The 24,126-nt window shown below is 63.2% G+C and carries 29 protein-coding genes and 1 tRNA gene; 16 read left to right on the top strand and 14 right to left on the bottom strand.

Annotated features, from left to right (window positions below):
- Position 1: 1 nt before the first annotated feature.
- Positions 2–547, bottom strand: coding sequence for an RNA 2',3'-cyclic phosphodiesterase (gene thpR, locus ABNP31_RS16165; protein WP_350012526.1), 546 nt, complete (start codon positions 545–547; stop codon positions 2–4).
- Positions 548–670: 123 nt separating this feature from the next.
- On the opposite strand from thpR, the gene ABNP31_RS16170 reads away from it, so the two are divergent.
- The 6 genes from ABNP31_RS16170 (at position 671) to ABNP31_RS16195 (ending at position 5,736) form a co-directional block, all read left to right on the top strand.
- On the top strand, positions 671–1,474 hold the full coding sequence (locus ABNP31_RS16170) for a hypothetical protein (protein WP_085665196.1): 804 nt from the start codon (positions 671–673) through the stop codon (positions 1,472–1,474).
- Positions 1,475–1,622: 148 nt separating this feature from the next.
- Positions 1,623–2,522, top strand: a complete 900-nt coding sequence (gene lpxO, locus ABNP31_RS16175; protein ID WP_013973173.1) for a lipid A hydroxylase LpxO — start codon at positions 1,623–1,625, stop codon at positions 2,520–2,522.
- 119 nt (positions 2,523–2,641) lie between these two features.
- A complete protein-coding gene (locus tag ABNP31_RS16180; RefSeq protein WP_013973174.1) occupies positions 2,642–2,986 on the top strand; it encodes a carboxymuconolactone decarboxylase family protein in 345 nt (114 codons plus the stop codon).
- Positions 2,987–3,064: 78 nt separating this feature from the next.
- Complete coding sequence (locus ABNP31_RS16185) at positions 3,065–3,634, top strand: GNAT family N-acetyltransferase (RefSeq protein WP_085665197.1); 570 nt, start codon at positions 3,065–3,067, stop codon at positions 3,632–3,634.
- A gap of 78 nt (positions 3,635–3,712) precedes the next feature.
- A complete protein-coding gene (sstT, locus tag ABNP31_RS16190) occupies positions 3,713–4,921 on the top strand; it encodes a serine/threonine transporter SstT (RefSeq protein WP_075045610.1) in 1,209 nt (402 codons plus the stop codon).
- Between the two features lie 167 nt (positions 4,922–5,088).
- Positions 5,089–5,736 carry a YceH family protein gene (locus tag ABNP31_RS16195; protein ID WP_025339663.1) on the top strand — a complete coding sequence of 216 codons (648 nt, stop codon included), beginning with the start codon at positions 5,089–5,091 and terminating at the stop codon, positions 5,734–5,736.
- A gap of 4 nt (positions 5,737–5,740) precedes the next feature.
- Here ABNP31_RS16195 and ABNP31_RS16200 read toward each other — a convergent pair whose 3' ends face one another.
- From ABNP31_RS16200 to ABNP31_RS16235, 8 genes are all read right to left on the bottom strand, one after another.
- A complete protein-coding gene (locus ABNP31_RS16200) occupies positions 5,741–5,929 on the bottom strand; it encodes a hypothetical protein (protein WP_013973178.1) in 189 nt (62 codons plus the stop codon).
- A 169-nt stretch (positions 5,930–6,098) separates the two neighbouring features.
- A complete protein-coding gene (ahpF, locus tag ABNP31_RS16205) occupies positions 6,099–7,661 on the bottom strand; it encodes an alkyl hydroperoxide reductase subunit F (protein WP_075045611.1) in 1,563 nt (520 codons plus the stop codon).
- Between the two features lie 125 nt (positions 7,662–7,786).
- Positions 7,787–8,350 (bottom strand): alkyl hydroperoxide reductase subunit C, encoded by a 564-nt coding sequence (ahpC, locus tag ABNP31_RS16210; protein ID WP_004375926.1) that lies wholly within the window; start codon positions 8,348–8,350, stop codon positions 7,787–7,789.
- 326 nt (positions 8,351–8,676) lie between these two features.
- Positions 8,677–10,032 carry a glutathione-disulfide reductase gene (gene gorA / locus ABNP31_RS16215; RefSeq protein ID WP_238066534.1) on the bottom strand — a complete coding sequence of 452 codons (1,356 nt, stop codon included), beginning with the start codon at positions 10,030–10,032 and terminating at the stop codon, positions 8,677–8,679.
- A 188-nt stretch (positions 10,033–10,220) separates the two neighbouring features.
- Positions 10,221–11,060: a UTP--glucose-1-phosphate uridylyltransferase GalU gene (gene galU, locus ABNP31_RS16220; RefSeq protein WP_085590936.1), complete on the bottom strand. Its 840-nt coding sequence runs from the start codon at positions 11,058–11,060 to the stop codon at positions 10,221–10,223.
- 302 nt (positions 11,061–11,362) lie between these two features.
- Positions 11,363–12,277: a c-type cytochrome gene (locus ABNP31_RS16225; RefSeq protein WP_238066535.1), complete on the bottom strand. Its 915-nt coding sequence runs from the start codon at positions 12,275–12,277 to the stop codon at positions 11,363–11,365.
- Positions 12,274–12,924, bottom strand: coding sequence for a c-type cytochrome (locus ABNP31_RS16230; protein ID WP_350012527.1), 651 nt, complete (start codon positions 12,922–12,924; stop codon positions 12,274–12,276). Before ABNP31_RS16230 ends, ABNP31_RS16225 begins: the two co-directional genes overlap by 4 nt.
- 77 nt (positions 12,925–13,001) lie before the next feature.
- Positions 13,002–13,361 (bottom strand): hypothetical protein, encoded by a 360-nt coding sequence (locus tag ABNP31_RS16235; protein WP_025339668.1) that lies wholly within the window; start codon positions 13,359–13,361, stop codon positions 13,002–13,004.
- Positions 13,362–13,521: 160 nt separating this feature from the next.
- Here ABNP31_RS16235 and ABNP31_RS16240 point away from each other — a divergent pair, with 160 nt between their 5' ends.
- From ABNP31_RS16240 to csrA, 8 genes are all read left to right on the top strand, one after another.
- The gene (locus tag ABNP31_RS16240) at positions 13,522–13,824 is read left to right on the top strand and encodes a DUF1883 domain-containing protein (protein ID WP_004375922.1); all 303 of its coding nucleotides are present in this window, start codon (positions 13,522–13,524) and stop codon (positions 13,822–13,824) included.
- A gap of 7 nt (positions 13,825–13,831) precedes the next feature.
- Positions 13,832–14,002 carry a hypothetical protein gene (locus tag ABNP31_RS16245; RefSeq protein ID WP_176240905.1) on the top strand — a complete coding sequence of 57 codons (171 nt, stop codon included), beginning with the start codon at positions 13,832–13,834 and terminating at the stop codon, positions 14,000–14,002.
- 43 nt (positions 14,003–14,045) lie between these two features.
- A complete protein-coding gene (locus ABNP31_RS16250; protein ID WP_238066536.1) occupies positions 14,046–15,134 on the top strand; it encodes an NAD(P)H-dependent flavin oxidoreductase in 1,089 nt (362 codons plus the stop codon).
- Between the two features lie 182 nt (positions 15,135–15,316).
- Positions 15,317–16,075: a molybdate ABC transporter substrate-binding protein gene (gene modA / locus ABNP31_RS16255; RefSeq protein ID WP_238066537.1), complete on the top strand. Its 759-nt coding sequence runs from the start codon at positions 15,317–15,319 to the stop codon at positions 16,073–16,075.
- Positions 16,075–16,755, top strand: a complete 681-nt coding sequence (gene modB / locus ABNP31_RS16260; RefSeq protein WP_025339672.1) for a molybdate ABC transporter permease subunit — start codon at positions 16,075–16,077, stop codon at positions 16,753–16,755. Before modA ends, modB begins: the two co-directional genes overlap by 1 nt.
- A gap of 1 nt (position 16,756) precedes the next feature.
- Positions 16,757–17,848 carry a molybdenum ABC transporter ATP-binding protein gene (gene modC, locus ABNP31_RS16265; protein ID WP_350012528.1) on the top strand — a complete coding sequence of 364 codons (1,092 nt, stop codon included), beginning with the start codon at positions 16,757–16,759 and terminating at the stop codon, positions 17,846–17,848.
- A gap of 57 nt (positions 17,849–17,905) precedes the next feature.
- Complete coding sequence (locus ABNP31_RS16270) at positions 17,906–18,928, top strand: DNA topoisomerase IB (protein WP_085590921.1); 1,023 nt, start codon at positions 17,906–17,908, stop codon at positions 18,926–18,928.
- Positions 18,929–19,181: 253 nt separating this feature from the next.
- Positions 19,182–19,379 (top strand): carbon storage regulator CsrA, encoded by a 198-nt coding sequence (gene csrA, locus ABNP31_RS16275; RefSeq protein ID WP_004375914.1) that lies wholly within the window; start codon positions 19,182–19,184, stop codon positions 19,377–19,379.
- Positions 19,380–19,424: 45 nt separating this feature from the next.
- Here csrA and ABNP31_RS16280 read toward each other — a convergent pair whose 3' ends face one another.
- The 4 genes from ABNP31_RS16280 to ABNP31_RS16295 are packed head-to-tail and all read right to left on the bottom strand — an operon-like array spanning position 19,425 to position 22,717.
- Positions 19,425–19,778 (bottom strand): response regulator, encoded by a 354-nt coding sequence (locus ABNP31_RS16280; RefSeq protein WP_013973192.1) that lies wholly within the window; start codon positions 19,776–19,778, stop codon positions 19,425–19,427.
- An 11-nt stretch (positions 19,779–19,789) separates the two neighbouring features.
- Positions 19,790–21,235, bottom strand: a complete 1,446-nt coding sequence (locus ABNP31_RS16285) for an ATPase domain-containing protein (RefSeq protein ID WP_085665204.1) — start codon at positions 21,233–21,235, stop codon at positions 19,790–19,792.
- Between the two features lie 6 nt (positions 21,236–21,241).
- Positions 21,242–22,399, bottom strand: coding sequence for a two-component system sensor histidine kinase NtrB (locus ABNP31_RS16290; protein ID WP_085615098.1), 1,158 nt, complete (start codon positions 22,397–22,399; stop codon positions 21,242–21,244).
- A gap of 42 nt (positions 22,400–22,441) precedes the next feature.
- The gene (locus tag ABNP31_RS16295) at positions 22,442–22,717 is read right to left on the bottom strand and encodes a hypothetical protein (RefSeq protein WP_085615096.1); all 276 of its coding nucleotides are present in this window, start codon (positions 22,715–22,717) and stop codon (positions 22,442–22,444) included.
- Between the two features lie 202 nt (positions 22,718–22,919).
- Between ABNP31_RS16295 and ABNP31_RS16300 the strand changes: the two genes are divergently transcribed.
- Positions 22,920–23,004: transfer RNA gene (locus ABNP31_RS16300), tRNA-Leu, on the top strand.
- 103 nt (positions 23,005–23,107) lie between these two features.
- On the top strand, positions 23,108–23,521 hold the full coding sequence (locus tag ABNP31_RS16305; RefSeq protein WP_025339679.1) for a DoxX family protein: 414 nt from the start codon (positions 23,108–23,110) through the stop codon (positions 23,519–23,521).
- A gap of 1 nt (position 23,522) precedes the next feature.
- Here ABNP31_RS16305 and ABNP31_RS16310 read toward each other — a convergent pair whose 3' ends face one another.
- A complete protein-coding gene (locus tag ABNP31_RS16310; protein WP_025339680.1) occupies positions 23,523–23,720 on the bottom strand; it encodes a hypothetical protein in 198 nt (65 codons plus the stop codon).
- Positions 23,721–24,126 lie beyond the last annotated feature (406 nt).

Consider the following 24,126-nt stretch of genomic DNA (forward strand, 5'->3'; position numbering starts at 1 on the left):
ATCAGCTTGAAAGCGGCCATTGCGCCAATGGCCAGTAAGCGCCCTTGCGCGACTCGTACAGTGTGAAATGGCGGGCGGCGAGGTAGAAATCCGGCGCGCTGCTGGCTTCTGGCGGCTGGCCGCGGTAATCCCTGGCCAGCGTCAGGTGCGGGCGATACTCGCGGTCGGCCGCTTCCACCCCCAACGGCAGCAGCGCCTGCTGCAAGCTGTACACCAATTGCAACAGGGCCGGTGGGGTCTGTTGCGCCTCCAGCACCAGGGCGCTGGCCCGCTGCCACACCTGCAGGCGGTCCAGCAACAGCCGTGGTGCCGTGGCCGGTAGCGCCAGCTGGTCGACCGCCGCGCAAATCGCAGGCACATGGGCGGTATCCACATCGCCGAGAAACAGCAGTGTCACATGGAAGTTGGCGGCCGGCACTGGCTTGCCGCTGCGCAGGCTCAGGCCACGTCGCCACTGGGCCAGGGCGCGGCGCTGGGCATCGCTCACCGGCAAGGCGAAGAACAGGCGCTTGAATGGTTTTTCGATTCGTCCGCTGACCGGTGTCATCGTGCCGCTCCTCGAGATGCAAAGCACGTACTGATGCGTTGGGAAACCCGCAGGTCTGTCAGTTTCGCGGGCAGAGACCCAAACCATACGCTGAGGCCTCAATTCAATCACATAGATACGGTCATGAAACAGCACCAGCAAACACGGAATACCCAGCCTGCCATGCAAGCGCAACTGAAGTGGGGCCAGCGTGAATACGCGTTCAAGGCTAATGAAGTAGATACGAATATCAGTTCTGGCAACTGCTCGTTCTTTGCCCCTCATTACAAGGATAATTCAGAGAACGTTCATAGCTTCATAATCATGAATATCCCGGAAAGCCGCCTGGTAACAGGCGAATCCCACAAGATCGGTCCAGGCGAGAAAGCCGAGATCAACGCCTATTTCGGCTCGAGTTCGATTGGCCGCTCAGGCTGGGCGACCGAAGGGGAAATCCGAATTGTCCAGATGGATCAGACTACCAAGGCGCTAGTGGCAACGTTCCACTTCACCATCGTAGACACCATGGGCCAGGTCGATATCGTGGATGGCTCGCTGTCCTTGTCGCTGGCCGACCATGCGACGCAATACATCTCCGGCACCGGCTGGGTCAAGGCCAACCTCGACCCCGCTATATTCCCCTTGCTAGGCAACCTTGACGCTCAAACCATCAAATCCAAGGAGTTGGAGGACGGGCGCATCCGACTCACCGCAAAACAGCAAATGGACAACGCGACCCAAGGCATCATGATGCTGTTCAATCAGCAACATGCACGCCTGCTCTTCTTGATTGGCGGTTTGTACTATCCCCTGACCGGGGGCCGCCTGCAGCATGAGTGGAACGTGGAGAACAGGACCCTGACCGCCACATTCACTGATTATGTCATCAGCTACGATGGCAAGGACCATCGCATCACCGATGGCAGCATCGAGGTTACTCTGGCCTGATGCATCGCCATGCAGACCTTGGTACAGCGGTGACGCTTGTACCAAGGTCTGCCATCGCTGCGTAACATTCTCCTACAAAGCATCGGCTCGATTGTTTATGCTGGCGGGCTTAGCCATCACGCATGGCCATTACTTGACGTATCCGCCCATGAAAATCGCCTTAGTCCTCATCTTCGTCCTCTCGATCGCCTATGTTCACCTGCGCGGTCGCGTTCGCCACAAGCTGACCCGTCAGCTGGGCGACCACTCCAGTTTCCTGGCCCCGGTCAACAGCTTCCTGTACCTGTTTTCCAGGCACCCGGCCAAGCCATACCTGCCGGTAGAGGCCTTCCCCGAACTGCAGACGCTGCAGGACCACTGGCAGGAGATCCGCGAGGAAGCCCAACAACTGCTGCATGTGGGCGAAATCAAGAAGTCCGACAATTACGATGATGTCGGTTTCAACTCATTCTTCAAGACCGGCTGGAAGCGCTTCTACCTGAAGTGGTACGGCGAAAGCCATCCGTCGGCGATGACCCTGTGCCCACGCACCACCGAGTTGCTCAAAGGTATCGGCACGGTCAAGGCCGCCATGTTCGCCACCCTGCCGCCGGGCGCCAAGCTGGTGCGCCACCGTGACCCGTATGCCGGTTCGTACCGCTACCACCTGGGCCTGGACACGCCGAACGACGACGGTTGCTACATCGACGTGGACGGTGAGAAGTATTCCTGGCGCGATGGCGAGGGCGTGGTCTTCGACGAGACCTACATCCACTACGCGGCCAATACCACCGAGCACAACCGCATCATCCTGTTCTGCGACGTGGAACGCCCGCTCAAGTACCGCTGGGCGACCGCGTTCAACCGCTGGTTCAGCCGCAACGTCATGGCCGCTGCCGCCGCACCCAATGATGCCGGCGACAAGACCGGTGGCATCAACCGGCTGTTCACCCGCATCTACAAGATCCGCGAACGTGGCAAGGCAATGAAGAAGCGCAACCGCACGCGCTACTACCTGGAGAAGTGGGCATTCGTCGCGGCGTTGGTGCTGGTGTTCATCTACATCTGATCGGTGTGGTTGCGCGCAGCCAAAAGGCCTGCGCGCAACCAACCAAAGTACAAGCCTCACACTTTCCACTCTTCGACTAGCCTGAAAGCTCCACTCGCAACCTCCCCAAGGTGAAGACGATGAGCATGATGGACTGGGACGCCTACCGTAAGCAGTTGATGGCCGGCATCGGCGATCTCAAGCAGCTTTCCCCTGACACCGTGGCCGGCTACATGACTGCCAGCGGCGCAGGGGCCAAGACCAACCACCTGGACGCCAAGACCCGCGAGCTGATCTCCCTCGCCGTGGCCGTGACCACACGCTGCGATGGATGCATCGCGGTGCATTCGCAGCAGGCCGTCAAGCACGGCGCCAGCCGCGAGGAAATCGCCGAGGCCCTTGGCGTGGCCGTGGCGATGAACGCCGGTGCCGCGCTGGTCTACTCGGCACGTGCCATGGATGCGGTGGGCAAGGCCAACGGCTGAGCGCAATTGGCGTCGCCGCCCTTGCGCGACGGCGCCGCGCCACCCAGACTTGGCGGCCCAGCCCTTGCAGGAACCCGCATGATCCACATCCGCCCCATGACACCGGAAGACTTCGAACACTTCTGGTCCACCTTCCAGGCCGTCGTACAGGCCCGTGAAACCTACGCATTCGACCCGGCCCTCAGCTTCGATCAGGCCCGCCAGCTGTGGCTGGAACTGCCCGTGCGCACATTCGTGGCCGAGGAAGACGGCGCGATGCTGGGTTCGTATTACCTCAAGGCCAATGCCGCCGGGCCTGGTGGGCACGTGGGCAATTGCGGCTACATGGTCTGTGAAGCGGCACGCGGCCGCGGCGTCGCGCGCTTGATGTGCGAGCACTCACAGAAACAGGCGCGCCAGGAGGGCTTTCTGGCCCTGCAGTTCAACTCGGTGGTGGCCACCAATGAGGTGGCAGTGGCGCTGTGGCACAAGTTGGGCTTCGAAACCGTTGGCCGCCTGCCCAAGGCCTACCGCCATGCCCGCCTGGGGCTGGTGGACTGCCTGGTGATGTACAAGTGGCTGGCGGACGAGCCGGTAGTGGAAAAGCCGCCGCTGCTGATCGGGCGCAAGAACATCGAGGCGCGGGTGTCGCGGCGGCGCGGGCGCTGACTTCTTCAGGCCGCCCTGCTCGACGAAGGTCTATGGTAAAGTCGCGCCCTTTTTGAACATGCTGGGATATCGCTGCACATGACCCCCGTCCTCCGCTTCCTCAACCGCACCAGCCTGGTGACGCAGATCGTCATCGGCCTGATCGCCGGCATCGCCCTGGCCCTGCTCGCGCCCGCCATCGCCCGCGACATGGCCTTCCTCGGGAAGGTGTTCGTCAGCGCCCTCAAGGCGGTGGCACCCGTGCTGGTGTTCATCCTGGTCATGGCCTCGATCGCCAACCACCGCCACGGCCAGGAAACCCACATCCGCCCGATCCTCTGGCTGTACCTGCTGGGTACCTTCGGCGCCGCGGTAGTCGCGGTGGTCGCCAGCATGCTGTTCCCGTCGAACCTGGTGCTGAGCACCGGCGACGCTACGCTGAGCGCGCCGGGCGGCATCACCGAGGTGCTGCAGAACCTGCTGCTGAGCGCGGTGGACAACCCGATCAACGCCCTGCTCAACGCCAACTTCATCGGTGTGCTGACCTGGGCCATCGGCCTGGGCGTGGCCCTGCGCCATGCCGGCGAAACCACCCGCACCGTGGTCGAGGACCTGTCCAATGGTGTGACCCTGATCGTGCGCGTGGTCATCCGCTTCGCCCCGCTGGGCATCTTCGGCCTGGTCAGCGCCACCCTGGCCCAGTCGGGCCTGAACGCCCTGCTCGGCTACCTGCACCTGCTGGCGGTGCTGATCGGCTGCATGCTGTTCGTGGCGCTGGTGATGAACCCGCTGATCGTGTATTGGAAAATCCGCCGCAACCCCTACCCGCTGACCCTGCTGTGCCTGCGCGAAAGCGGTATCACCGCGTTCTTCACCCGTAGCTCGGCGGCCAACATCCCGGTCAACCTGGCCCTGTCGGAGCGCCTTGGCCTGCATGAAGACACCTACTCGGTATCGATCCCGCTGGGTGCGACCATCAACATGGCCGGTGCCGCCATCACCATTACCGTGCTGACGCTCGCGGCTGTACATACCCTGGGTATTCCGGTGGACCTGCCGACCGCCGTGCTGCTCAGCGTGGTGGCGGCGGTCTGTGCCTGCGGCGCCTCGGGTGTGGCCGGTGGCTCGCTGCTGCTGATTCCGCTGGCGTGCAGCCTGTTTGGCATCCCTAGCGAAATTGCCATGCAGGTGGTGGCGGTTGGCTTCATCATCGGCGTGCTACAGGATTCGGCCGAGACGGCGCTGAATTCTTCGACCGATGTGCTGTTTACCGCGGCGGCGTGCCAGGCTGAAGAGCGTAAAGCCTGAGTTTGCCGGGGCCCTGTGGGAGCGGGTTCACCCGCGAATCAGACGACGCGGTGCATGGCACCGGCTGCGCCGGTGTTCGCGGGTGAACCCGCTCCCACAGGTGCCAATTGCCTAACACGATGGCATTACCTACCCTAGTGGCCTTTCCCCAGCAATGAGACAGGGCCATGTCAGAACACGAAACCGCCGGCGAAGGCCGCTTCAACAGCATCGAGATCCGTATTCTCGGCTCGCTGATCGAAAAGCAGGCCACCAGCCCGGAAAGCTACCCGCTGACCCTCAACGCCCTGGTCCTGGCCTGCAACCAGAAAACCAGTCGCGAGCCGGTGATGAACCTCACCCAAGGCCAGGTAGGCCAGGCCCTGCGCGCCCTCGAGGGGCAAGACATGACCCGCCTGCAGATGGGCAGCCGCGCCGACCGCTGGGAACAACGGGTGGACAAGGCGCTGGAGCTGGTGCCGGCGCAACTGGTGCTGATGGGCCTGATGTTCCTGCGCGGGCCGCAAACCCTCAACGAACTGCTGACCCGCAGCAACCGCCTGCACGACTTCGACGACACCGAGCAGATCCAGCACCAGCTGGAGCGCCTGATCTCGCGCGGCCTGGCCTTGCACCTGCCACGCCAGGCCGGCCAGCGCGAAGACCGTTACACCCATGCCTTGGGCGACCCGGCGGAAATCGAGGCGATCCTGGCCGCACGGCAGCAGGAAGGCGGGGCACGCAGCAGCGGTGGCAATGTGTCGGAAGAGCGCATCGAAGCCCTCGAAGCGCGCATCGCGGCGCTGGAGGCACGCCTGGCCGAACTGGAAGGCTGAGCCGTCACGGCTCGGGGTCGGGGAAGTTGCGGCAGCTCTTGCGCTCGGCCAGCTCCCGGTCACTGGGGCGCTGGTCGACGAACACGGTGCGGCCGTCGGCGTAGATTTCCAGGTAGCCCCAGTGCAGGTCCTGCTCTTGCTGCCCGGGCTTTGGGGGGACTAGCCACCAGGGTTCGCGGCTGATCAGGGTCATGGGTGTGGTTCCTGAGGGTGTCTGCAGTAATCATAGACATCCTCAGATTCAGCTTTGTCAGTTCTGACGCATTCGCGGGCATGCCCGCTCCTACAGGGCTCATCACAAATCTCAAGACCTGTGCAGAACCTGTGGGAGCGGGCATGCCCGCGAAAGGGCCGGTACGGGCTTACGCCGGTGCCGAAGTGCGGATCAGGTGGTCAAAGGCCGCCAGCGATGCCTTGGCCCCCTCACCCACCGCAATCACGATCTGCTTGTACGGCACAGTCGTCACGTCACCCGCCGCAAACACTCCCGGGATGCTGGTCTGGCCCTTGGCATCGACGATGATCTCGCCACGCGGCGACAGCTCGACGGTGCCTTTCAGCCAGTCGGTGTTCGGCAGCAGGCCGATCTGCACGAAGATGCCTTCCAGCGCCACTTCATGCTGCTGGTCGGTGGTGCGGTCCTTGTAGCGCAGGCCGGTCACCTTTTCGCCATTGCCCAGCACTTCGGTGGTCAGCGCACTGGTGATCACCTTCACGTTCGGCAGGCTGTGCAACTTGCGCTGCAGTACCGCATCGGCACGCAGCTGGCTGTCGAACTCGATCAACGTTACCTGGGCGACGATACCCGCCAGGTCGATGGCCGCTTCCACACCCGAGTTGCCACCACCGATCACCGCCACGCGCTTGCCCTTGAACAGCGGGCCGTCGCAGTGCGGGCAGTAGGCCACGCCACGGGCGCGGTATTCCTGCTCGCCCGGCACATTCATTTCACGCCAGCGGGCACCGGTGGCCAGGATCACGGTCTTGGCCTTGAGCGAGGCGCCGCCAGCCAGGCGTACTTCGTGCAGGCCGCCATCGGTGGCCGGGATCAGCGCTTCACCGCGCTGCAGGTTCATGATGTCCACGTCGTACTGCTTGACGTGTTCTTCCAGCGCCGTGGCCAGCTTCGGCCCTTCGGTTTCCTGTACCGAGATGAAGTTCTCGATGGCCAGGGTATCGAGCACCTGGCCGCCGAAACGCTCGGCCGCGATACCGGTGCGGATGCCTTTACGCGCGGCATAGATGGCTGCCGAAGCGCCGGCTGGGCCACCACCGACCACCAGCACGTCGAAGGCGTCCTTGGCGTTGATCTTCTCGGCCTGGCGGCCGGCTGCGTTGGTGTCGATCTTGCCGAGGATTTCTTCCAGGCCCATGCGGCCCTGGCCGAACACTTCGCCGTTCAGGTAGATGCTCGGCACCGCCATGATCTTGCGCGATTCCACTTCCGCCTGGAACAGCGCGCCGTCGATGGCCACGTGGCGCACGTTGGGGTTGAGCACCGCCATCAGGTTCAGCGCCTGGACCACGTCCGGGCAGTTCTGGCACGACAGCGAGAAGTAGGTTTCGAAGGTGAATTCGCCTTCCAGCGCCTGGATCTGTTCGATCACTTCGGCACTGGCCTTGGACGGGTGCCCACCGACTTGCAGCAGTGCCAGCACCAGCGAGGTGAATTCGTGGCCCATGGGGATGCCGGCGAAGCGCAGGCTTATGTCGGCTCCCGGGCGGTTCAGCGAGAACGATGGACGACGAGCATCGCTGCCGTCCGCGCTGAAAGTAATAAGGTTCGACAGGCTGGCAATTTCCACCAGCAGGTCGTGCAATTCGCGGGATTTCGCGCCGTCGTCGAGGGAGGCAACGATCTCGATCGGCTGGGTGACCCGCTCCAGGTAGGTTTTCAGTTGCGATTTAAGCGTGGCGTCCAACATACGGGCGATTCCTTTTACAAAACTCGGATACAAAAACGCCCAGGCGAGGTCGCCCGGGCGCTTTTACGGGGCGGTAGGTACTTCAGCTTTGGCGGCTGGCTACCGCCCGCGATATGCGCATCGGCTTAGATCTTGCCGACCAGGTCCAGCGATGGAGCCAGGGTGGCTTCGCCTTCTTTCCACTTGGCCGGGCAAACTTCGCCTGGGTGAGCGGCAACGTACTGGGCAGCCTTAACCTTGCGCAGCAGTTCGGCAGCATCGCGGCCTACACCACCGTCGTTCAGTTCGACGATCTTGATCTGGCCTTCCGGGTTGATCACGAAGGTACCGCGATCGGCCAGGCCGGCTTCTTCGATCAGCACGTCGAAGTTGCGCGAGATGACGTGGGTCGGGTCACCGATCAGCGGGTACTGGATCTTGCCGATGGTGTCCGAAGTGTCGTGCCAGGCTTTGTGGGTGAAGTGGGTGTCGGTGGACACGCCGTAGATTTCCACGCCCAGCTTCTGGAACTCGGCGTAGTTGTCAGCAAGGTCACCCAGCTCGGTCGGGCAGACGAAGGTGAAGTCGGCCGGGTAGAAGAACACGACAGACCACTTGCCTTTCAGGTCGGCTTCGCTGACCTGGACGAACTCGCCCTTGTGGTAGGCGGTGGCGTTGAACGGTTTGACCTGGCTGTTGATGATTGGCATGAGAGACGCTCCTTCATGGGGTTGGAATCAGTTGATGGAGAGAATCCTAACCGCTGGTCCCGACAAAGGCTCATTGGCAAAGCTCATGCTTGTGATTGGTTTTGGCTATAACCGAGGATAATTAATAGAAGGGAATGGGCTGAGCAAAGGATTGCGGGGTCGTACCTCCTGACTCCATGGTCGGATCACTCCTGTAGGAGCGGCCTTGCGTCGCGATGGGCTGCGAAGCAGCCCCTGTGTATCTCACGATTGCAGAAATACTGGGGCTGCTTCGCAGCCCATCGCGACACAAGGCCGCTCCTACAACGGTATGCGTTGCGTTGGGATCAGCGTGTCGCTGTGCGCATGGTCACGAACTCTTCGGCCGCGGTCGGGTGCACGCCAATGGTTTCGTCGAACTGCTGCTTGGTCGCACCGGCCTTCAGGGCAACGCCCAGGCCCTGGATGATCTCGCCGGCGTCGGGGCCAACCATGTGGCAGCCCAGCACCTTGTCGGTCTCGGCATCGACCACCAGCTTCATCAGGGTCTTTTCCTGGATGTCGGTCAGGGTCAGTTTCATCGCACGGAAGCGGCTCTCGAATACCTGCACCTTGTGCCCGGCCTCCAGCGCCTGCTCCTCGGTCAGGCCCACGGTGCCGATGGGCGGCTGGCTGAATACCGCGGTGGGTATGTTCTGGTAGTCCACAGGGCGGTATTGCTCGGGCTTGAACAGGCGCCGGGCCACGGCCATGCCCTCGGCCAGAGCCACTGGAGTCAATTGCACGCGGCCAATCACGTCGCCAATGGCCAGGATCGACGGCGCGGTGGTCTGGTACTGCTGGTCAACCCGAATGTAACCGCGTGCATCCAGCTCGACACCGGTGTTTTCCAGGCCCAGGTTGTCCAGCATCGGGCGCCGGCCGGTGGCATAGAACACGCAATCGGTGACCAATTCGCGGCCATCCTTGAGGGTGGCCTTGAGGCTGCCGTCCTCGAGCTTGTCGATGCGCTGGATGTCGGCGTTGAACTGCAGGTCGAGGCCGCGCTTTTCCAGTTCTTCCTTCAGGTGCGTGCGCACCGAACCGTCGAAACCACGCAGGAACAGGTCGCCACGGTACAGCAGCGTGGTAGCCGCCCCCAGGCCCTGGAAGATGCCGGCGAACTCGACGGCGATGTAGCCACCGCCCACCACCAGCACCCGGCGTGGCAGGTCCTTGAGGTAGAAGGCTTCGTTGGAGGTGATGGCCAGTTCCTTGCCCGGAATGTCCGGCACCTGTGGCCAGCCACCGGTGGCGATGAGGATGTGCTCGGCGGTGTAGCGCTGGCCGTCCACCTCCACTTCGTTGGCACCGGTCAGGCGCGCATGCCCCTGCAGCAGGGTGACCCCGCTGTTGACCAGCAGGTTGCGGTAGATGCCGTTGAGGCGCTCGATTTCCCGGTTCTTGTTGGCAATCAGGGTGCCCCAGTCGAAATGCCCTTCTTCCAGGGTCCAGCCGAAGCCTGCGGCCTGCTCCAGTTCGTCGGCGACATGTGCGCCGTACACCAGCAGTTTTTTCGGCACGCAACCCACATTGACGCAGGTACCGCCCAGGTAGCGGCTCTCGGCCACTGCCACCTTTGCGCCAAAGCCGGCGGCAAACCGCGCCGCGCGCACCCCGCCGGACCCGGCACCAATCACGAACAGATCAAAATCGTAGGCCATGTATTCACTCCCCTAGGCAGGCGCCCAGCATAACGCACTGGGGCCGCTTTGCGACCCTTCGCAGGCCCGCCCGCTCCCACAGTACCGGCGCAACCTTGAAGGCCTGCACAATACCTGTAGGAGCGGGCGCGCCCGCGAAGGGCTGCAAAGCAGCCCCAGTTATCAGCTTTGATACAAGTAGCGGCTTATCAGTAAGCCTTGCCAGTCTTGTAGTAGTTCTCGAAGCAGAAGTTGGTCGCGTCGATGTAGCCCTCGGCGCCACCGCAGTCGAAACGCTTGCCTTTGAACTTGTAGGCGATCACGCAGCCGTTCTGCGCCTGTTGCATCAGGGCGTCGGTGATCTGGATCTCGCCACCTTTGCCCGGCTCGGTGTTGGCGATGATGTCGAAGATGTCCGGGGTCAGGATGTAGCGACCGATGATCGCCAGGTTCGACGGGGCATCTTCCGGCTTTGGCTTCTCGACCATGTTGGTGACGCGGAAAATGTCGTCACGGATCATGTCGCCGGCGATCACGCCGTACTTGTTGGTTTCCTGCGGATCGACTTCCTGAATGGCGACGATCGAGCAACGGAACTGGTTGTACAGCTTGACCATCTGGGTCAGTACGCCGTCACCTTCCGGGTTCACGCACAGGTCGTCCGCCAGCACCACGGCGAACGGCTCGTCGCCGATCAGCGGGCGGCCGGTCAGGATGGCATGGCCCAGGCCTTTCATTTCGGTCTGGCGGGTGTAGGAGAACGAGCACTCGTCGAGCAGGCGACGGATACCAACCAGGTATTTTTCCTTGTCGGTGCCCTTGATCTGGTTTTCCAGCTCGTAGCTGATGTCGAAGTGGTCTTCCAGAGCACGCTTGCCGCGCCCGGTGACGATGGAGATCTCGCTCAGACCGGCATCCAGTGCCTCTTCAACGCCATACTGGATCAGTGGCTTGTTGACCACCGGCAGCATTTCCTTGGGCATGGCTTTGGTAGCGGGCAGGAAGCGGGTGCCGTAACCGGCTGCCGGGAACAAGCATTTTTTGATCATATACGTCCTTACAAAAGGCTAGGCCTGTGGAATTCGGCGCAGTCTAATCAGGCGGCAGTCACCTTACAATGCCCTACCTGTGGCCGATCGATGGGAAGATAGAGATAACCCAGTGTAGATAGTTCCGGGGGATCGTAAATATTGCTGTCATCCATGACCGTTGGATGACAGGAAATCGGGGTTGCCTGTACTGGCCTCTTCGCGGGTAAACCCGCTCCCACAAGGATCACCACAGGCTCTGAATGCTGTGCAGTACCTGTGGGAGCGGGTTTACCCGCGAAGAGGCCGGCACAGGCAATACATCAGCTACCCGTGCCCTGCCCGATCAACACCCCATCGACCTTCTGCCCATACAGGTTCACCCCGTCATTGGCATGGAACTTCACCCGCGTCTTCTCGATGGAGCCTTCCACCAGCCGCGGATCCTGCGGCCGTTCATGGCGGTTGACCCAGGCCGCCACGTCCCAGGCCTGCTGGTCACTCAGGCTGCCCGGCTTGCCCAGCGGCATGTTGTGTTTGATGAACGACGCCGCGGTGTTGATGCGGTGCATGCCGGCCCCCCAATTGTAGGAGTCCTTGCCCCACAGCGGCGGCATCACATACTCGCCCGCCACCTTCTGCCCCTCGCCGTTGTCGCCGTGGCAGATCGCACACTGCTCGCGATAAACCTGCTGGCCGCGCTTGAAGTCGTAACCGCCCTTGGGTTGCGGCACCTCCGGGTAACCTCGCCCGGCGATCTCCACGCCAGTCGGCGCCTTGGTCGACAGCCAGTACGAATACACCGCCAGCGCCGTCATCTGCGGGCTGTCGGCCGCAGGCGGCTTGCCGTTCATGCTGAACTGGAAACAGCCCTGGATACGCTCGGCGTAGGTGTTGACCTTGTCGTTTTTCTTGCGGTACGCGGGGTACATCGGGTACGCCCCCCACATCGGCGCGGAATGCGCCAGCCGCCCCTGGTCAAGGTGGCAGTTGCTGCAGTTCATGCCATTGCCCACGGCCTCAGGCATCAACCTGCGGGTGTCGACGAACAAGGCATGCCCCTCGCGCACCATCTTGCCAAAGGCATTGTCAGGCAACTCGCTTTCCGCTGGCGGCACGAACTGCGGCGCGGCCTGCACGCCAGGCACTTTCAACTGCGACTGGTCTTCCATGGCGATCTGGGCGGCCTGGGCGCTGCCCATGGCCAGCAGCAGCAGGGCTGGAATCATCGGTTTCATGGCTTGACCTCCTGGCTGGCGGGGCGGGCGAAGAACTCGGCAACGGCCTTGATCTCGTCATCGGTCATGGCCTTGGCCACACCGACCATCAGCTGGTTGGGGTCATTGCTGCGGGTGCCGTCCCGCCAGGCATTGAGCTGCGCCACCAGGTAACTGGCGGGCTGGCCGGCCAAGGGCGGAAAGTGTTCGCCAACCCCGCCACCGCCCGGGCCATGGCATTGCACGCAACCAGGAATCTGCCGGCTCCAGTCACCGTACAGGGCCATGCGGGTGGTGGGGTCATCGGAAATCTGCTGGCGACGCAGGTCGCCTGCAGGGTCTGCCGGCAGGCTGGCCAGATAGGTGCTGACAGCCTTGATCTCATCCTCGCTCAGGGCCTTGGCAAGCGGCTCCATCACCGGCTGCTTGCGGCTGCCGTTGCGCCAATCATGCAATTGCTTGCTGAGGTAAGCGGCCGGCAGCCCGGCCAGGCGTGGGAAGCCGGCAGCGGCAATGCCCTTGCCGTCCGGGCCATGGCAACCCAGGCAAGCCATGGCGGCGGGGTTGGCCCCGCCCTGGGTGAAGACTTTCTGGCCATCGGCGGCATGCGCCGCGGGCCAGGCCAGGATCAGCAGGCTGCCGATCACGACGCGACTCAACGGTGTCATCACGAATCTCCTTTTCTATTGTTATATGCTTAGGCCTAAAACATATAAGCAAAAGGAGCGTGATCAGTTGCCCTGGATCAACTACCGGAGATGCATTGGGTGGCTGCGGTGCGCACGTCGCCCAGGCGCAGCGGGAAGTTGTTCAGCCGCTCGTGCAGCTTGATGCTGCTGCCGCTGCCACGCTTGTCGATATCCACCAGCGCCGCCGGGCCTACGCCCGAGCTGATCTTCTGCGGCACGATCAGCCGCAGGCCATCGCCGCGCTGCTCTTCCACCAGCGGGTCGCGGGTATCGGCCAGCTTCTGCTTGACGCAATCGGCATACGCGCGCGGGGACTTGCCGGAGATCACATCCAGCGTTTCACGCGACTGTTCCAGTTCCGTAACACTCACACAGCCACCCAGCGTCACCGCCAACGCCGCCACCATCCACTTCATTTGCAGCACCTCTGCCTTCAAGAATCCGCTTCGACCACAGCCAGGCTGTTTTGCTCCCTGCTTTGGCAGATTTATCTACGCCTGGCGGAACAGCGCGGCAGTGTAACCCGACATCGTGGTATCTTTCGCCTTTGCAGAACCAATCCTTGCGGAGCATCACATGAAATTCGTACACCAGCGCGAGCACCTGAACGAGGACGACATCGTCGTCATCGAGTGCTCCCAGCGCTGCAACATCCGCCTGATGAACGACGCCAACTTCCGCAGCTTCAAGAACGGCGGCCGTCACACCTACCACGGTGGCCATTTCGACAAGTTCCCGGCGAAGATCACCGTGCCCAGCACCGGTTTCTGGAACATCACCATCGATACCGTGACAACCCGCCCGATCTCGGTCACCCGCAAGCCAACCTTGACCCACAAGATCAAGATCGTCCGTCGTTCATCGTCGAAACTCAGATAAGGCCACCATGACCCAGACCACCAAGTACGTCATCAAGTACAAGCTCGACGGCCAGCGCCGCTGGGACTTCGCACTGATGCCCGACGCCTCCCTCGAACAAGCCCTGGAAGCCCTGCGCAAGATTCACGGCGAAGACGCCGACAAGATCAGCGACATCCAGGTCAGCAAAGCCTTGTAAACACCCGCCCCGCCGTACCGCTCGCCCGCGCAAGGAGAACCGCATGAGCCACTGGCCCGACCGCCGCATCCTCGACCTGCTGGGCATCGAGTTGCCCATTCTGCAGGCCCCCATGGCCGGTGCGACGGGCTCGGGCATGGCCATTGCCGTGGGCCTGGCGGGCGGTTTGGGCGCCCTGCCCTGCGCCATGCTCACGGGCGACCAGGTGCGCGCCGAGATCGCCGCCTTCCGCGCCGGCTGCCCGGGCCGCCCGTTGAACCTGAACTTCTTCTGCCACCAGCCGCCAGCGCCCGATGCCGAGCGCGATGCACGCTGGAAGCAGGCGCTCGAGCCCTATTACAGCGAAGTGGGCGCAGACTTCGCGGCGCCCACGCCGGTGTCAAACCGCGCGCCTTTCGACGAACAGAGCTGCCAGCTGGTCGAGCAACTGCGCCCGGAGGTGGTGAGTTTCCACTTCGGCCTGCCCCAGGCCGACCTGCTGCAACGGGTAAAGGCCAGCGGTGCCAAGGTGCTGTCCAGCGCCACCACCGTAGAGGAAGCCGTGTGGCTGGAGCACCACGGCTGTGATGCGATCATTGCCATGGGCTATGAAGCGGGCGGCCATCGCGGCATGTTCCTCAGCGACGATATCACCAGCCAGATCGGCACCTTCGCCCTAGTGCCACAGGTGGCCGATGCGGTCAGCGTGCCGGTGATTGCCGCCGGCGGCATTGCTGACCACCGCGGCCTGTTGGCGGCACTGGCCTTGGGTGCTTCGGCAGTGCAGATCGGAACAGCGTACCTGTTCTGCCCCGAGGCCAAGGTCTCGCCGGCGCATCGCCAGGCCCTGGACAGTGCACCCGCCAGCGACACGGCGCTGACCAACCTGTTCACCGGCCGACCGGCGCGCGGCATCAACAACCGCATCATGCGTGAGCTGGGGCCGATGAGCGACCTTGCGCCACGCTTCCCACTGGCCGGCGGAGCGCTGATGCCTTTGCGGGCGATTACGGATCCGCAGGGCAACAGCGATTTCAGCAACCTGTGGTCGGGGCAGGCGCTGCGGCTGGGCAGGCATATGCCGGCGGGCGAGCTGACCCGGGAGATTGCCGAAAAGGCGCTGGCCGTGATCGGCCGCCAGGCGTCTGCATAAGCAGGTCTGGCCTCTTCGCGGGTGAACCCGCTCCCACAATTCGAATATTGGGGGGCCCCTGTGGGAGCGGGTTTACCCGCGAAAGGGCCTGGCCTGCTTACGCATTACCTTGCCCCTTCCCGGCCCACGGCCTATCGCTATATAGTTCAGGCTATAACGATAACCCCCAAGGAACTGCCTTCATGCGTATCCGCCCGTCCCACCTGGCTGCCACCGCCCTGGCCAGTCTGCTCGCCTTCAACACTGCCCGGGCCGATGAAGTCCAGGTCGCGGTCGCAGCGAACTTCACAGCCCCCATCCAGGCCATTGCCAAGGACTTCGAAAAAGACACCGGCCACAAGCTGGTCGCCGCCTATGGCGCCACCGGCCAGTTCTACACGCAAATCAAGAACGGGGCGCCGTTCGAGGTATTCCTGGCTGCCGACGACAGCACCCCGGCCAAGCTCGAGCAGGAAAAGGCCATTGTCCCGGGCTCGCGCTTCACCTACGCCATCGGCACCCTGGCCCTGTGGTCGGCCACGCCTGGCTATGTCGACGCCAACGGCGAAGTGCTGAAGAAGAACCAGTTCAAGCACCTGTCCATCGCCAACCCGAAAACCGCTCCCTACGGCCTGGCCGCCACCCAGGTGCTGGACAAGCTGAAACTGACCGAAACCACCAAGCCCAAGCTGGTCGAAGGCCAGAACATCACCCAGGCGTTCCAATTCGTCTCCACCGGCAACGCCGAGCTGGGCTTTGTCGCCCTGTCGCAAATCTACAAGGACGGCAAGGTCGAAAGCGGTTCGGCCTGGATCGTTCCCTCTTCCCTTCACGAGCCCATCCGCCAGGACGCGGTAATCCTCGAAAAAGGCAAGGACAACCCCGCCGCCAAGGCCCTGGTCGACTACCTGAAAGGTCCGAAAGCCGCGGCAGTGATCAAATCCTACGGTTATGAAATCTGATGCCACTGGACGCCAGTGACCTGGGTGCCATCTGGCTGACCGTGAAACTGGCCAGCCTGACCACCCTGATCCTGCTGATCGTCGGCACGCCCATCGCCTGGTGGCTGGCGCGCACGCGCTCGTGGCTGCGTGGGCCGGTGGGCGCGGTAGTGGCCTTGCCGCTGGTGCTGCCACCCACGGTGATCGGCTTCTACCTGCTGATCGCCCTCGGCCCGCATGGCTGGCTGGGCCAGGCGACCCAGGCGCTCGGCCTGGGCAGCGTGGTGTTCAGTTTCACCGGCCTGGTGATCGGTTCGGTGATCTATTCCATGCCGTTCGTGGTCCAGCCGCTGCAGAACGCCTTCGGCGCCATTGGCCAGCGCCCTCTGGAAGTGGCTGCCACACTGCGCGCCAGCCCCTGGGACACCTTCGTCCACGTGGTGCTGCCGTTGGCCCGCCCGGGCTTCATCACCGCCAGCATCCTCGGTTTCGCCCACACGGTGGGCGAGTTCGGCGTGGTGTTGATGATTGGCGGCAACATCCCCGACAAGACACGCGTGGTCTCGGTGCAGATCTTCGACCATGTCGAGGCCATGGCCTATTCGCAAGCACACTGGCTGGCCGGTGCCATGCTGGTGTTCTCGTTCCTGGTGCTGCTCCTGCTGTACGCTGGGCGCCGCGGCAAGGCTGGCTGGAGCTGAAATGAGCGCATCGATTGTGGCGCGCCTGAAACTGGCGCGCGACGACTTCACCCTGGACGTCGACCTGCACCTGCCCGGGCGCGGCATCAGCGCGCTGTTCGGCCACTCCGGCTCTGGCAAGACCAGCTGCCTGCGTTGCCTGGCCGGGCTGGAACGGGTCGCCAGCGCCTACATCGAGGTCAACGGCGAAGTCTGGGAAGACAGCGCCCGTGGCTACTTCCAGGCACCACACCTGCGCCCGGTGGGTTACGTGTTCCAGGAGGCCAGCCTGTTCCCGCACCTGTCGGTACGCGGCAACCTGGAGTTCGGCTGGCGCCGGGTGGCCGCTGCCGAGCGCAAGGTCAGCCTCGACCAGGCCTGCCAGCTGCTGGGTATCGGCCACTTGCTGGCACGCCGGCCGGCAACCTTGTCCGGTGGCGAGGCGCAGCGGGTGGGCATTGCTCGCGCCCTGCTCAGCAGCCCGCGCCTGCTGTTGATGGACGAGCCGCTGGCTGCCCTCGACGGGCCGCGCAAGCGCGAAATCCTGCCCTACCTGGAACGCCTGCACGACGAACTGGACATCCCGCTGGTGTATGTCAGCCATGCCCAGGAGGAAGTGGCGCGGCTGGCCGACCACCTGGTGTTGCTGGAGCAAGGCCAGGCAGTGGCCAGCGGCCCGATCGGCGAAACCCTGGCCCGTCTCGACCTGTCGCTGGCCGAGGGCGAGGATGCCGGTGTGGTGTTCGAGGGCCTGGTGGTGGGGCACGACCCGCACTACGACCTGCTCGACCTGCGCCTGCCCGGCAACGCTGGGCCGCTGTTGCGTATCGCCCACCCAGCCCAGGCGATGGGCAGCACCTTGCGGGTCAAGGTGCAGGCCCGTGACGTCAGCCTGGCCCTGGCAGCCGACAGTACTTCCAGCATCCTCAACCGCCTGCCGGTGCGCGTGCGCGAAAGCCGCCCGGCCGCCAACCCGGCGCATGTGCTGGTCAGCCTGGATGCCGGCGGCAACGCCTTGCTCGCACGCATCACCCGCTTCTCGGCAGACCAGCTCGGCCTGCACCCGGGCCAAGTGCTGTTCGCCCAGATCAAGTCGGTGGCGTTGCTGGGCTGAGCATCGGCCCCGTGGCTGGTGTCCATTGATCAGTGACCTGATCGAGGCCTGCCAGCCATGCTTGACTGCCCCCTGCCGCGCTCCCTGCACTACGTCGACGACAGCCAGCCGGGCCTGACCCGGCGGCGCTGGCGGGGGCGCTTCATCTACCTGGATGCCGACGGCCAGCGGGTGCGCGACAGCGATACCCTCGCCCGCATCGCTGCACTGGTAATCCCCCCGGCCTATACCGAGGTGTGGATCTGCGCCGACCCGCAGGGCCACCTGCAGGCGACAGGTCGCGATGCCCGTGGCCGCAAGCAATATCGCTACCATGCGCAGTGGCGCGAAGTACGCGACCAGCACAAGTACGGGCGCATGCTGGCGTTTGCCCAGGCCCTGCCGAAACTGCGTGCACAACTGCACGCCCACCTTGCCCGGCCAGGCCTGGACCGGGAAAAGGTAATGGCGCTGGTGGTCAGCCTGCTGGACCACACCCTGATCCGCATCGGCAACCAGCGCTACCTGCGTGAAAACCAGTCCTATGGCCTGACCACCCTGCGCAACCGCCATGTCGAGGTGAAGGGCAGCAGCATCCGCTTCCAGTTCCGCGGCAAGCGTGGCGTCGAGCATAACGTCAGCCTCAACGATCGGCGCCTGGCCAACCTGCTCAAGCGCTGCATGGAGCTGCCCGGGCAAGCGCTGTTCCAGTACCTGGACGACGACGGCCAGCGCCACAGTGTCGGCTCCAGCGAGGTCAACCAGTTTCTGCAGCAGCTGACCGGCGCCGACTTCACCGCCAAGGACTACCGCACCTGGGCCGGTAGCAGCCTGGCCCTGGACCTGCTCAGGCCCTTGGCCTGGGAACCCGAGAGCGAAGCCAAGCGCCAGGTCGCCGCCATCGTCCGCCAGGTAGCATCACGCCTGGGCAACACGCCGGCCGTGTGCAGGCGCTGCTACATTCACCCGGCTGTACTTGAACACTATGCCCTGGGGCGCCTGGCCAACTTGCCGAAGAACCGTGTACGCAAAGGCCTGGACCGTGAAGAAGTAGCCTTGCTGTTATTTCTTCAGGCACTCGAGGAACAGGATGACCATTAACCCGGTCTATTCAGACCATGATGCGAAGAAATTTCCCATTGGCCGCCAAGCCCCCTATTCTTGCCACCGAGCACCTTGGCCGACAAACCGCTGGCGGTTTGCTTCGGCACCTGCGACTGAAGACACGCAACAGAATTTGTCTGTCGGGGAATTACTATCCGCCGAAAGCGTCTTTAATGAGAAGGAAGAGGGACAAGCTCCCGCCGCCGTGGCAACTAGCCCGACGGACTTTTACATCACCAAGGAGAACTACATGCTGATACTCACCCGCAAGGTTGGCGAAAGCATCGTCATCAACGATGACATCAAAGTCACCATTCTGGGCGTCAAAGGGATGCAGGTGAGGATCGGTATCGATGCACCGAAAGACGTCCAGGTCCACCGCGAAGAAATCTTCAAGCGTATCCAGGCTGGCAGCCCGGCCCCGGAAAAGCACGACGACTCGCACTGAGCGACCTGCCTCAAGCCGCACGGACGCGCTTGATCGCCCCGCGCCTCAGGTGCCCAGCAGTTCGTGCACCTTGGCGATCATACAGTCCATGTCGAACGGTTTGTCGAACACCGCGGCGAACAGTTCCGGGCATCCCTGGTTGGCCTGCGCGCCACTCATGAGGATGACCGGCAACTCGCTCAAGGCCGGGTCCTCACGCATCGAGCGCACCAGCTCCTCACCGTTGAGCAGTGGCATCATGTAGTCGGTGATAACCAGCTGAACGCGCTTTTCCTTCAGTGCCTCCAGCGCCTTGCAGCCGTTGCTCGCCTTTTCCACCAGAAAACCTTCGTCCTCCAGGGCAAAACCGAGGATATCGGCAATCAGGTACTCGTCATCGACGATCAGGATGGTGTTCATCGCCCGCCCCGTCACCCGCTCCCCTGCGACACCGGCGTTCCCGAGAGCACACCGCAGGCGCCTTCGAACGCCTTGCGCAGGGTAATGCCTTGCGGCCCGATCAGCAGCTCGTGCAAGGCAGGGTCATGGTGGCTGTCACGCACCTTGAGGATCGACAGCATGCGCCGCAGCTGCGAATCCAGCTCGACGAAGCGCATCAGCATCAGGTTGTCGACGATACTCGACAGGTCCGGGGCCGGGGCGCTGATCTCCGCGCCGAAGATGTCGCGCATTTCCCAAGTGAGCATCACGCTGATATCGCGTGCGCGCAGCTCGCCGGCCAGAGCGCGGAAAAACGCATTGAGCCGCGCCGGGTCGATGGCCAGGCGGCTGAACGCCCCCAGGCTGTCGATCAGCACGCGCTTGCTGCCTTGCGCTTCGACTCGCTCGAGCAGGCGCGCACCGACCTGGTCCAGCAGGCCCTCGGTGGTCGGCTGCCAGCACAGCTGCAGGCTGCCGCCCTGCTCCATGGCTGCAAAATCGTAACCCAGCGACGCGGCCTTGATTCGCAGGCGCTCCGGCGTTTCGTAGAAGCCGAAATGCAGCCCCGGCGCCTGCGGGCTGCTGGCACCGAGAAAAGCCAGGCCCAATGACGTCTTGCCAATACCCGAGGGCCCGATCAGCAGGCTGACCGAGCCCGTGGCCAGGCCGCCACCGAGCATTTCATCCAAGGTCGCCACCCCGCTACTGACGCGCTCCAAGGTGGCGCTGCCCGCCTGGCTGGGGTGGCTGAACAGCGACTCCAGGCGCGGGTATACATGCATGCCGGCTCCATCGATGAGGCATTCATGGCGCCCCGACAACGCCGCACTGCCCCGTGTCTTGCGCAGCTGGATATGGCGCACGGCGCGGCTGCCGAACAGTTGCTCGCCCAGTTCGATCACGCCGTCGACCATGGTGTGCTCCGGGCTGCCCTCCTCCAACCGGGCACTGGTCAGCAGCAGCACGGTGCAACCGGCGAAGGCCGCATGGCCCTGTAGTTCGGAAACGAATTTCTTGGTGTCCAGCGCTGTTTCCGCACGCACCCGGGCATTGAGCACGCCATCGACGATCAGCAGGCTGGCCTGCTGGCGGGCGATTTCCTGGCGCAGCAGCCGTACCACGGCGTCCAGGCCTTCCTGCTCCAGGGTGTCGAAAGCACTGACGAACTGGATCGGGTCGCCGACCAGTGCCGGGTCGAAGAACTCCAAGGTCGCCAGGTACTGGAACAGCCGCTCGTGCGACTCGCTCAGCAAGGTGGCCACCAGCACCCTGCCACCGCCGCGCACATGCCCGCAGGCCAGCTGGTTGGCGAGGATGGTCTTGCCCGCGCCCGGCGGGCCCTGAATGATGTAGGACGCGCCAGCCACCAGGCCACCCTGGAGCAACGCATCGAGCCCATCGATCCCCGTCACCAGCCGCCTGAGTGCCTGTGCCATGGTGTTCTACCTGTCGAGTTGGCTGTCCGCCTGCTGATAGATTGGCAAGTAAAGTTGCATGCAAGTTCCCCGGCCGGGCTCACTGTCCACGCAAATGGCACCACCGCTCTGCCTGGCAAAACCATACACCTGGCTAAGGCCCAGGCCAGTCCCCTTGCCAAAGGGCTTGGTGGTGAAAAACGGTTCGAAGATCCGCGGCAGTACCGCTGGCGCGATGCCCTCGCCGCTGTCTTCCACCTCGAAACGCACAAACCCGCCGTGCAGGCCTTCCACCTCGCCGGCCAGTTCGACCACATCGACGGTCAAGCCGATCCGGCCCTGCCCCGTGATGGCATCGCGGGCATTGAACAACAGATTGAGCAGCACCATCTGCAATTGCCCGGCATCCACCTCGATCAGGGGCAGGTCTGGCTGCAGCACAACCTCCAGGTCAATCGAACCGGGCAGCGCATGCTCCAGTAGACCACGGGTGGCGGCAATAAGGTTCGCCGGGGCGACGCAAGACACATCAAGCTTGCGGTGGCGGGCAAAGCTGAGCAGCTGCTGGGTCAGTTCGGTACCCCGCTGCCCGGCATCCAGAATATGCTGCAGCATGCGCTGGGCGCGTGCCGGGTCCTGTGTGGCCAGCGCCAGGCGCGCCGAGCTGATGATGATGGTAAGCATGTTGTTGAAGTCATGCGCCAGGCCACCGGTCAACTGACCGAGGGCCTCCAGCTTCTGTGCCTGGAACAGCTGGGCGCGTACCGCGTCCAGTTGCAGCGCCGACTCGCGGCGGTCGGTGATGTCCCGGGTCACCTTGGCCAGGCCGACGACCTGGCCCTGGTCATCGCGAATCACATCCAGCGCGGCCAGCGCCCAGAACTGCGTGCCATCCTTGCGTACGCGCCAACCTTCATCCTGCGCCACGCCCTGCTCCAGCGCCTGGCGCAACAAGCGCTCCGGGCGGCCTTCGGTGCAATCCTGCGGGGTGAAGAACAACGAGAAATGCTGGCCGATCACTTCATCGGCACGGTACCCCTTGATGCGTTGCGCGCCTGCGTTCCACGACACCACATGGCCGGACGGGTCGAGCATGTAGATGGCGTAATCCACCACCGACTGAACCAGCTGTTCATAGCGGTGGGCAGGCATGACAGGGTGGTCGAGGCAGTCAGCTGAAACCATGCGAGCTCCACCGGTACGGCAGGAGGGAAGATAGGGCGAGGTTCAACGCTCTGGCTCAACCAGCACCGGGCTGATGCGCCGCGGCATCGCCACTTTCAGCAGCCACAAGCCGACCAGCAGGATAAGCCCGCCACCGGCCAGGGCCATCAGGCGCTGCGGTTGAGGGTGTTCGGCATCGAACCCCAGCATCAGCAGGTAACCGCCCAGGCTGATCAGGCTGAGGTAGAGAAACGCCCCCAACACGACTACCAGCACGAACAACAGTCGCCAGAACAGCCGTGGGCGTACGATACGCTCGGAAGCACTGGACTGATTCATCACCGCATACTCTTTGGATCCAATAAAGGGGCAACAGTGGCGTAATGACAGCAAGGTGTCAATTGCCCAATCGATCGACCCTTCACTCTGTTGATCATAGGTGCTGTGGTTGACTCAACTATAACAATGGGTTATAAAGCGCGCTTGATTGCGAAGCCCTTCTGCTTAGAAGCGAGCTGGTCGTCACGACCCCTTCAAGCGTGCGAGTGTGGTGGAATTGGTATACACAGCAGACTTAAAATCTGTCGGCGTGAGCCTTGCGGGTTCGAGTCCCGCCACTCGCACCAAATTCTTTGCGAAGGCGCCCTTGCGGCGCCTTTTTGCTGCCCGCCAGCAATCCTTTGCGCAGCTGCTAGAGTGGAGCTTGTACCCGTCCACTGGAACACCGCCATGCGCTACTCCCTGTTCGATGGTCAACGCGACATCATTATCCTGATTGCCCGTGTGCTGCTGATGATCCTGTTCGTCTTGTCTGGCTGGGGCAAGCTGACCGGGTTCGAAGGCACGGTCGGCTACATGACTTCACTGGGCGCCCCTGCCCCCATGCTGGCAGCGGCAGTTGCCGTGCTCATGGAGTTCGTCGTCGGCATACTGCTGATCCTCGGTTTCTACACCCGGCCGCTGGCCTTCCTGCTGGCGCTGTTCGTGCTGGGCACGGCGCTGCTGGGTCACCCGTTCTGGAGCATGGTCGACCCTGAGCGCAGCGCCAACATGACCCAGTTCCTGAAAAACCTCAGCATCATGGGCGGCCTGTTGATGCTGGCAGTGAGCGGCCCAGGGCGTTTCTCGGTAGACGGGCGCTGAGTCAGTCGTCTTCGCAGTCGTCGAACCAGGCTGGGTGATCGCGCTCCTCGTCATCGAGGTCATCCAGCGTTTCCTCGTCTTCCTCAACCTCGTCCTCGGCGCCCTGGGCATCCGCTTCAGGCTCGATATCGTCGTAGAGGAATTCGTGGTCAAGCAGGTGATCGTGCTCGGGTTCGTGCAGGTCGTCTTCGTCGTGCATGCTGGCTCCTGGGCTGGTGGCAGGCCTGTATAGGCTGATCGGCTGCGCAGGTCAATGCGTTACCGCTTAATGCTCGGTTAACCGGCCGGGTCCACTCTGCAGGCTCTCCCTTCAAACGTTGCTTGCCCGCCTTCCAAGGCGGGCTTTTTTATGACTGTGTCGGCGGCAGGGCCAGACCAGGCAAAATGCATGCATGACAGCCTCATGACCTGACCTTCACGAAATACTGACATCCGGATGGGCACACTGGCCCTGCTCCGTATGTTCTTGCAGCCCGCCGCATTATTGCCGCGGGCTTTTCTTTTTGTGGCGAGCCTTACGCAGAACCCGGCAGGAGCGGCCTTGTGTCGCGATGGGCTGCAAAGCAGCCCCAACAACTTATGCGCCACCGCTGAAATCCCGGGGC

Origin of the sequence: Pseudomonas asiatica (genome assembly GCF_040214835.1) — a bacterium.
Lineage (GTDB): Bacteria > Pseudomonadota > Gammaproteobacteria > Pseudomonadales > Pseudomonadaceae > Aquipseudomonas > Aquipseudomonas putida_Z.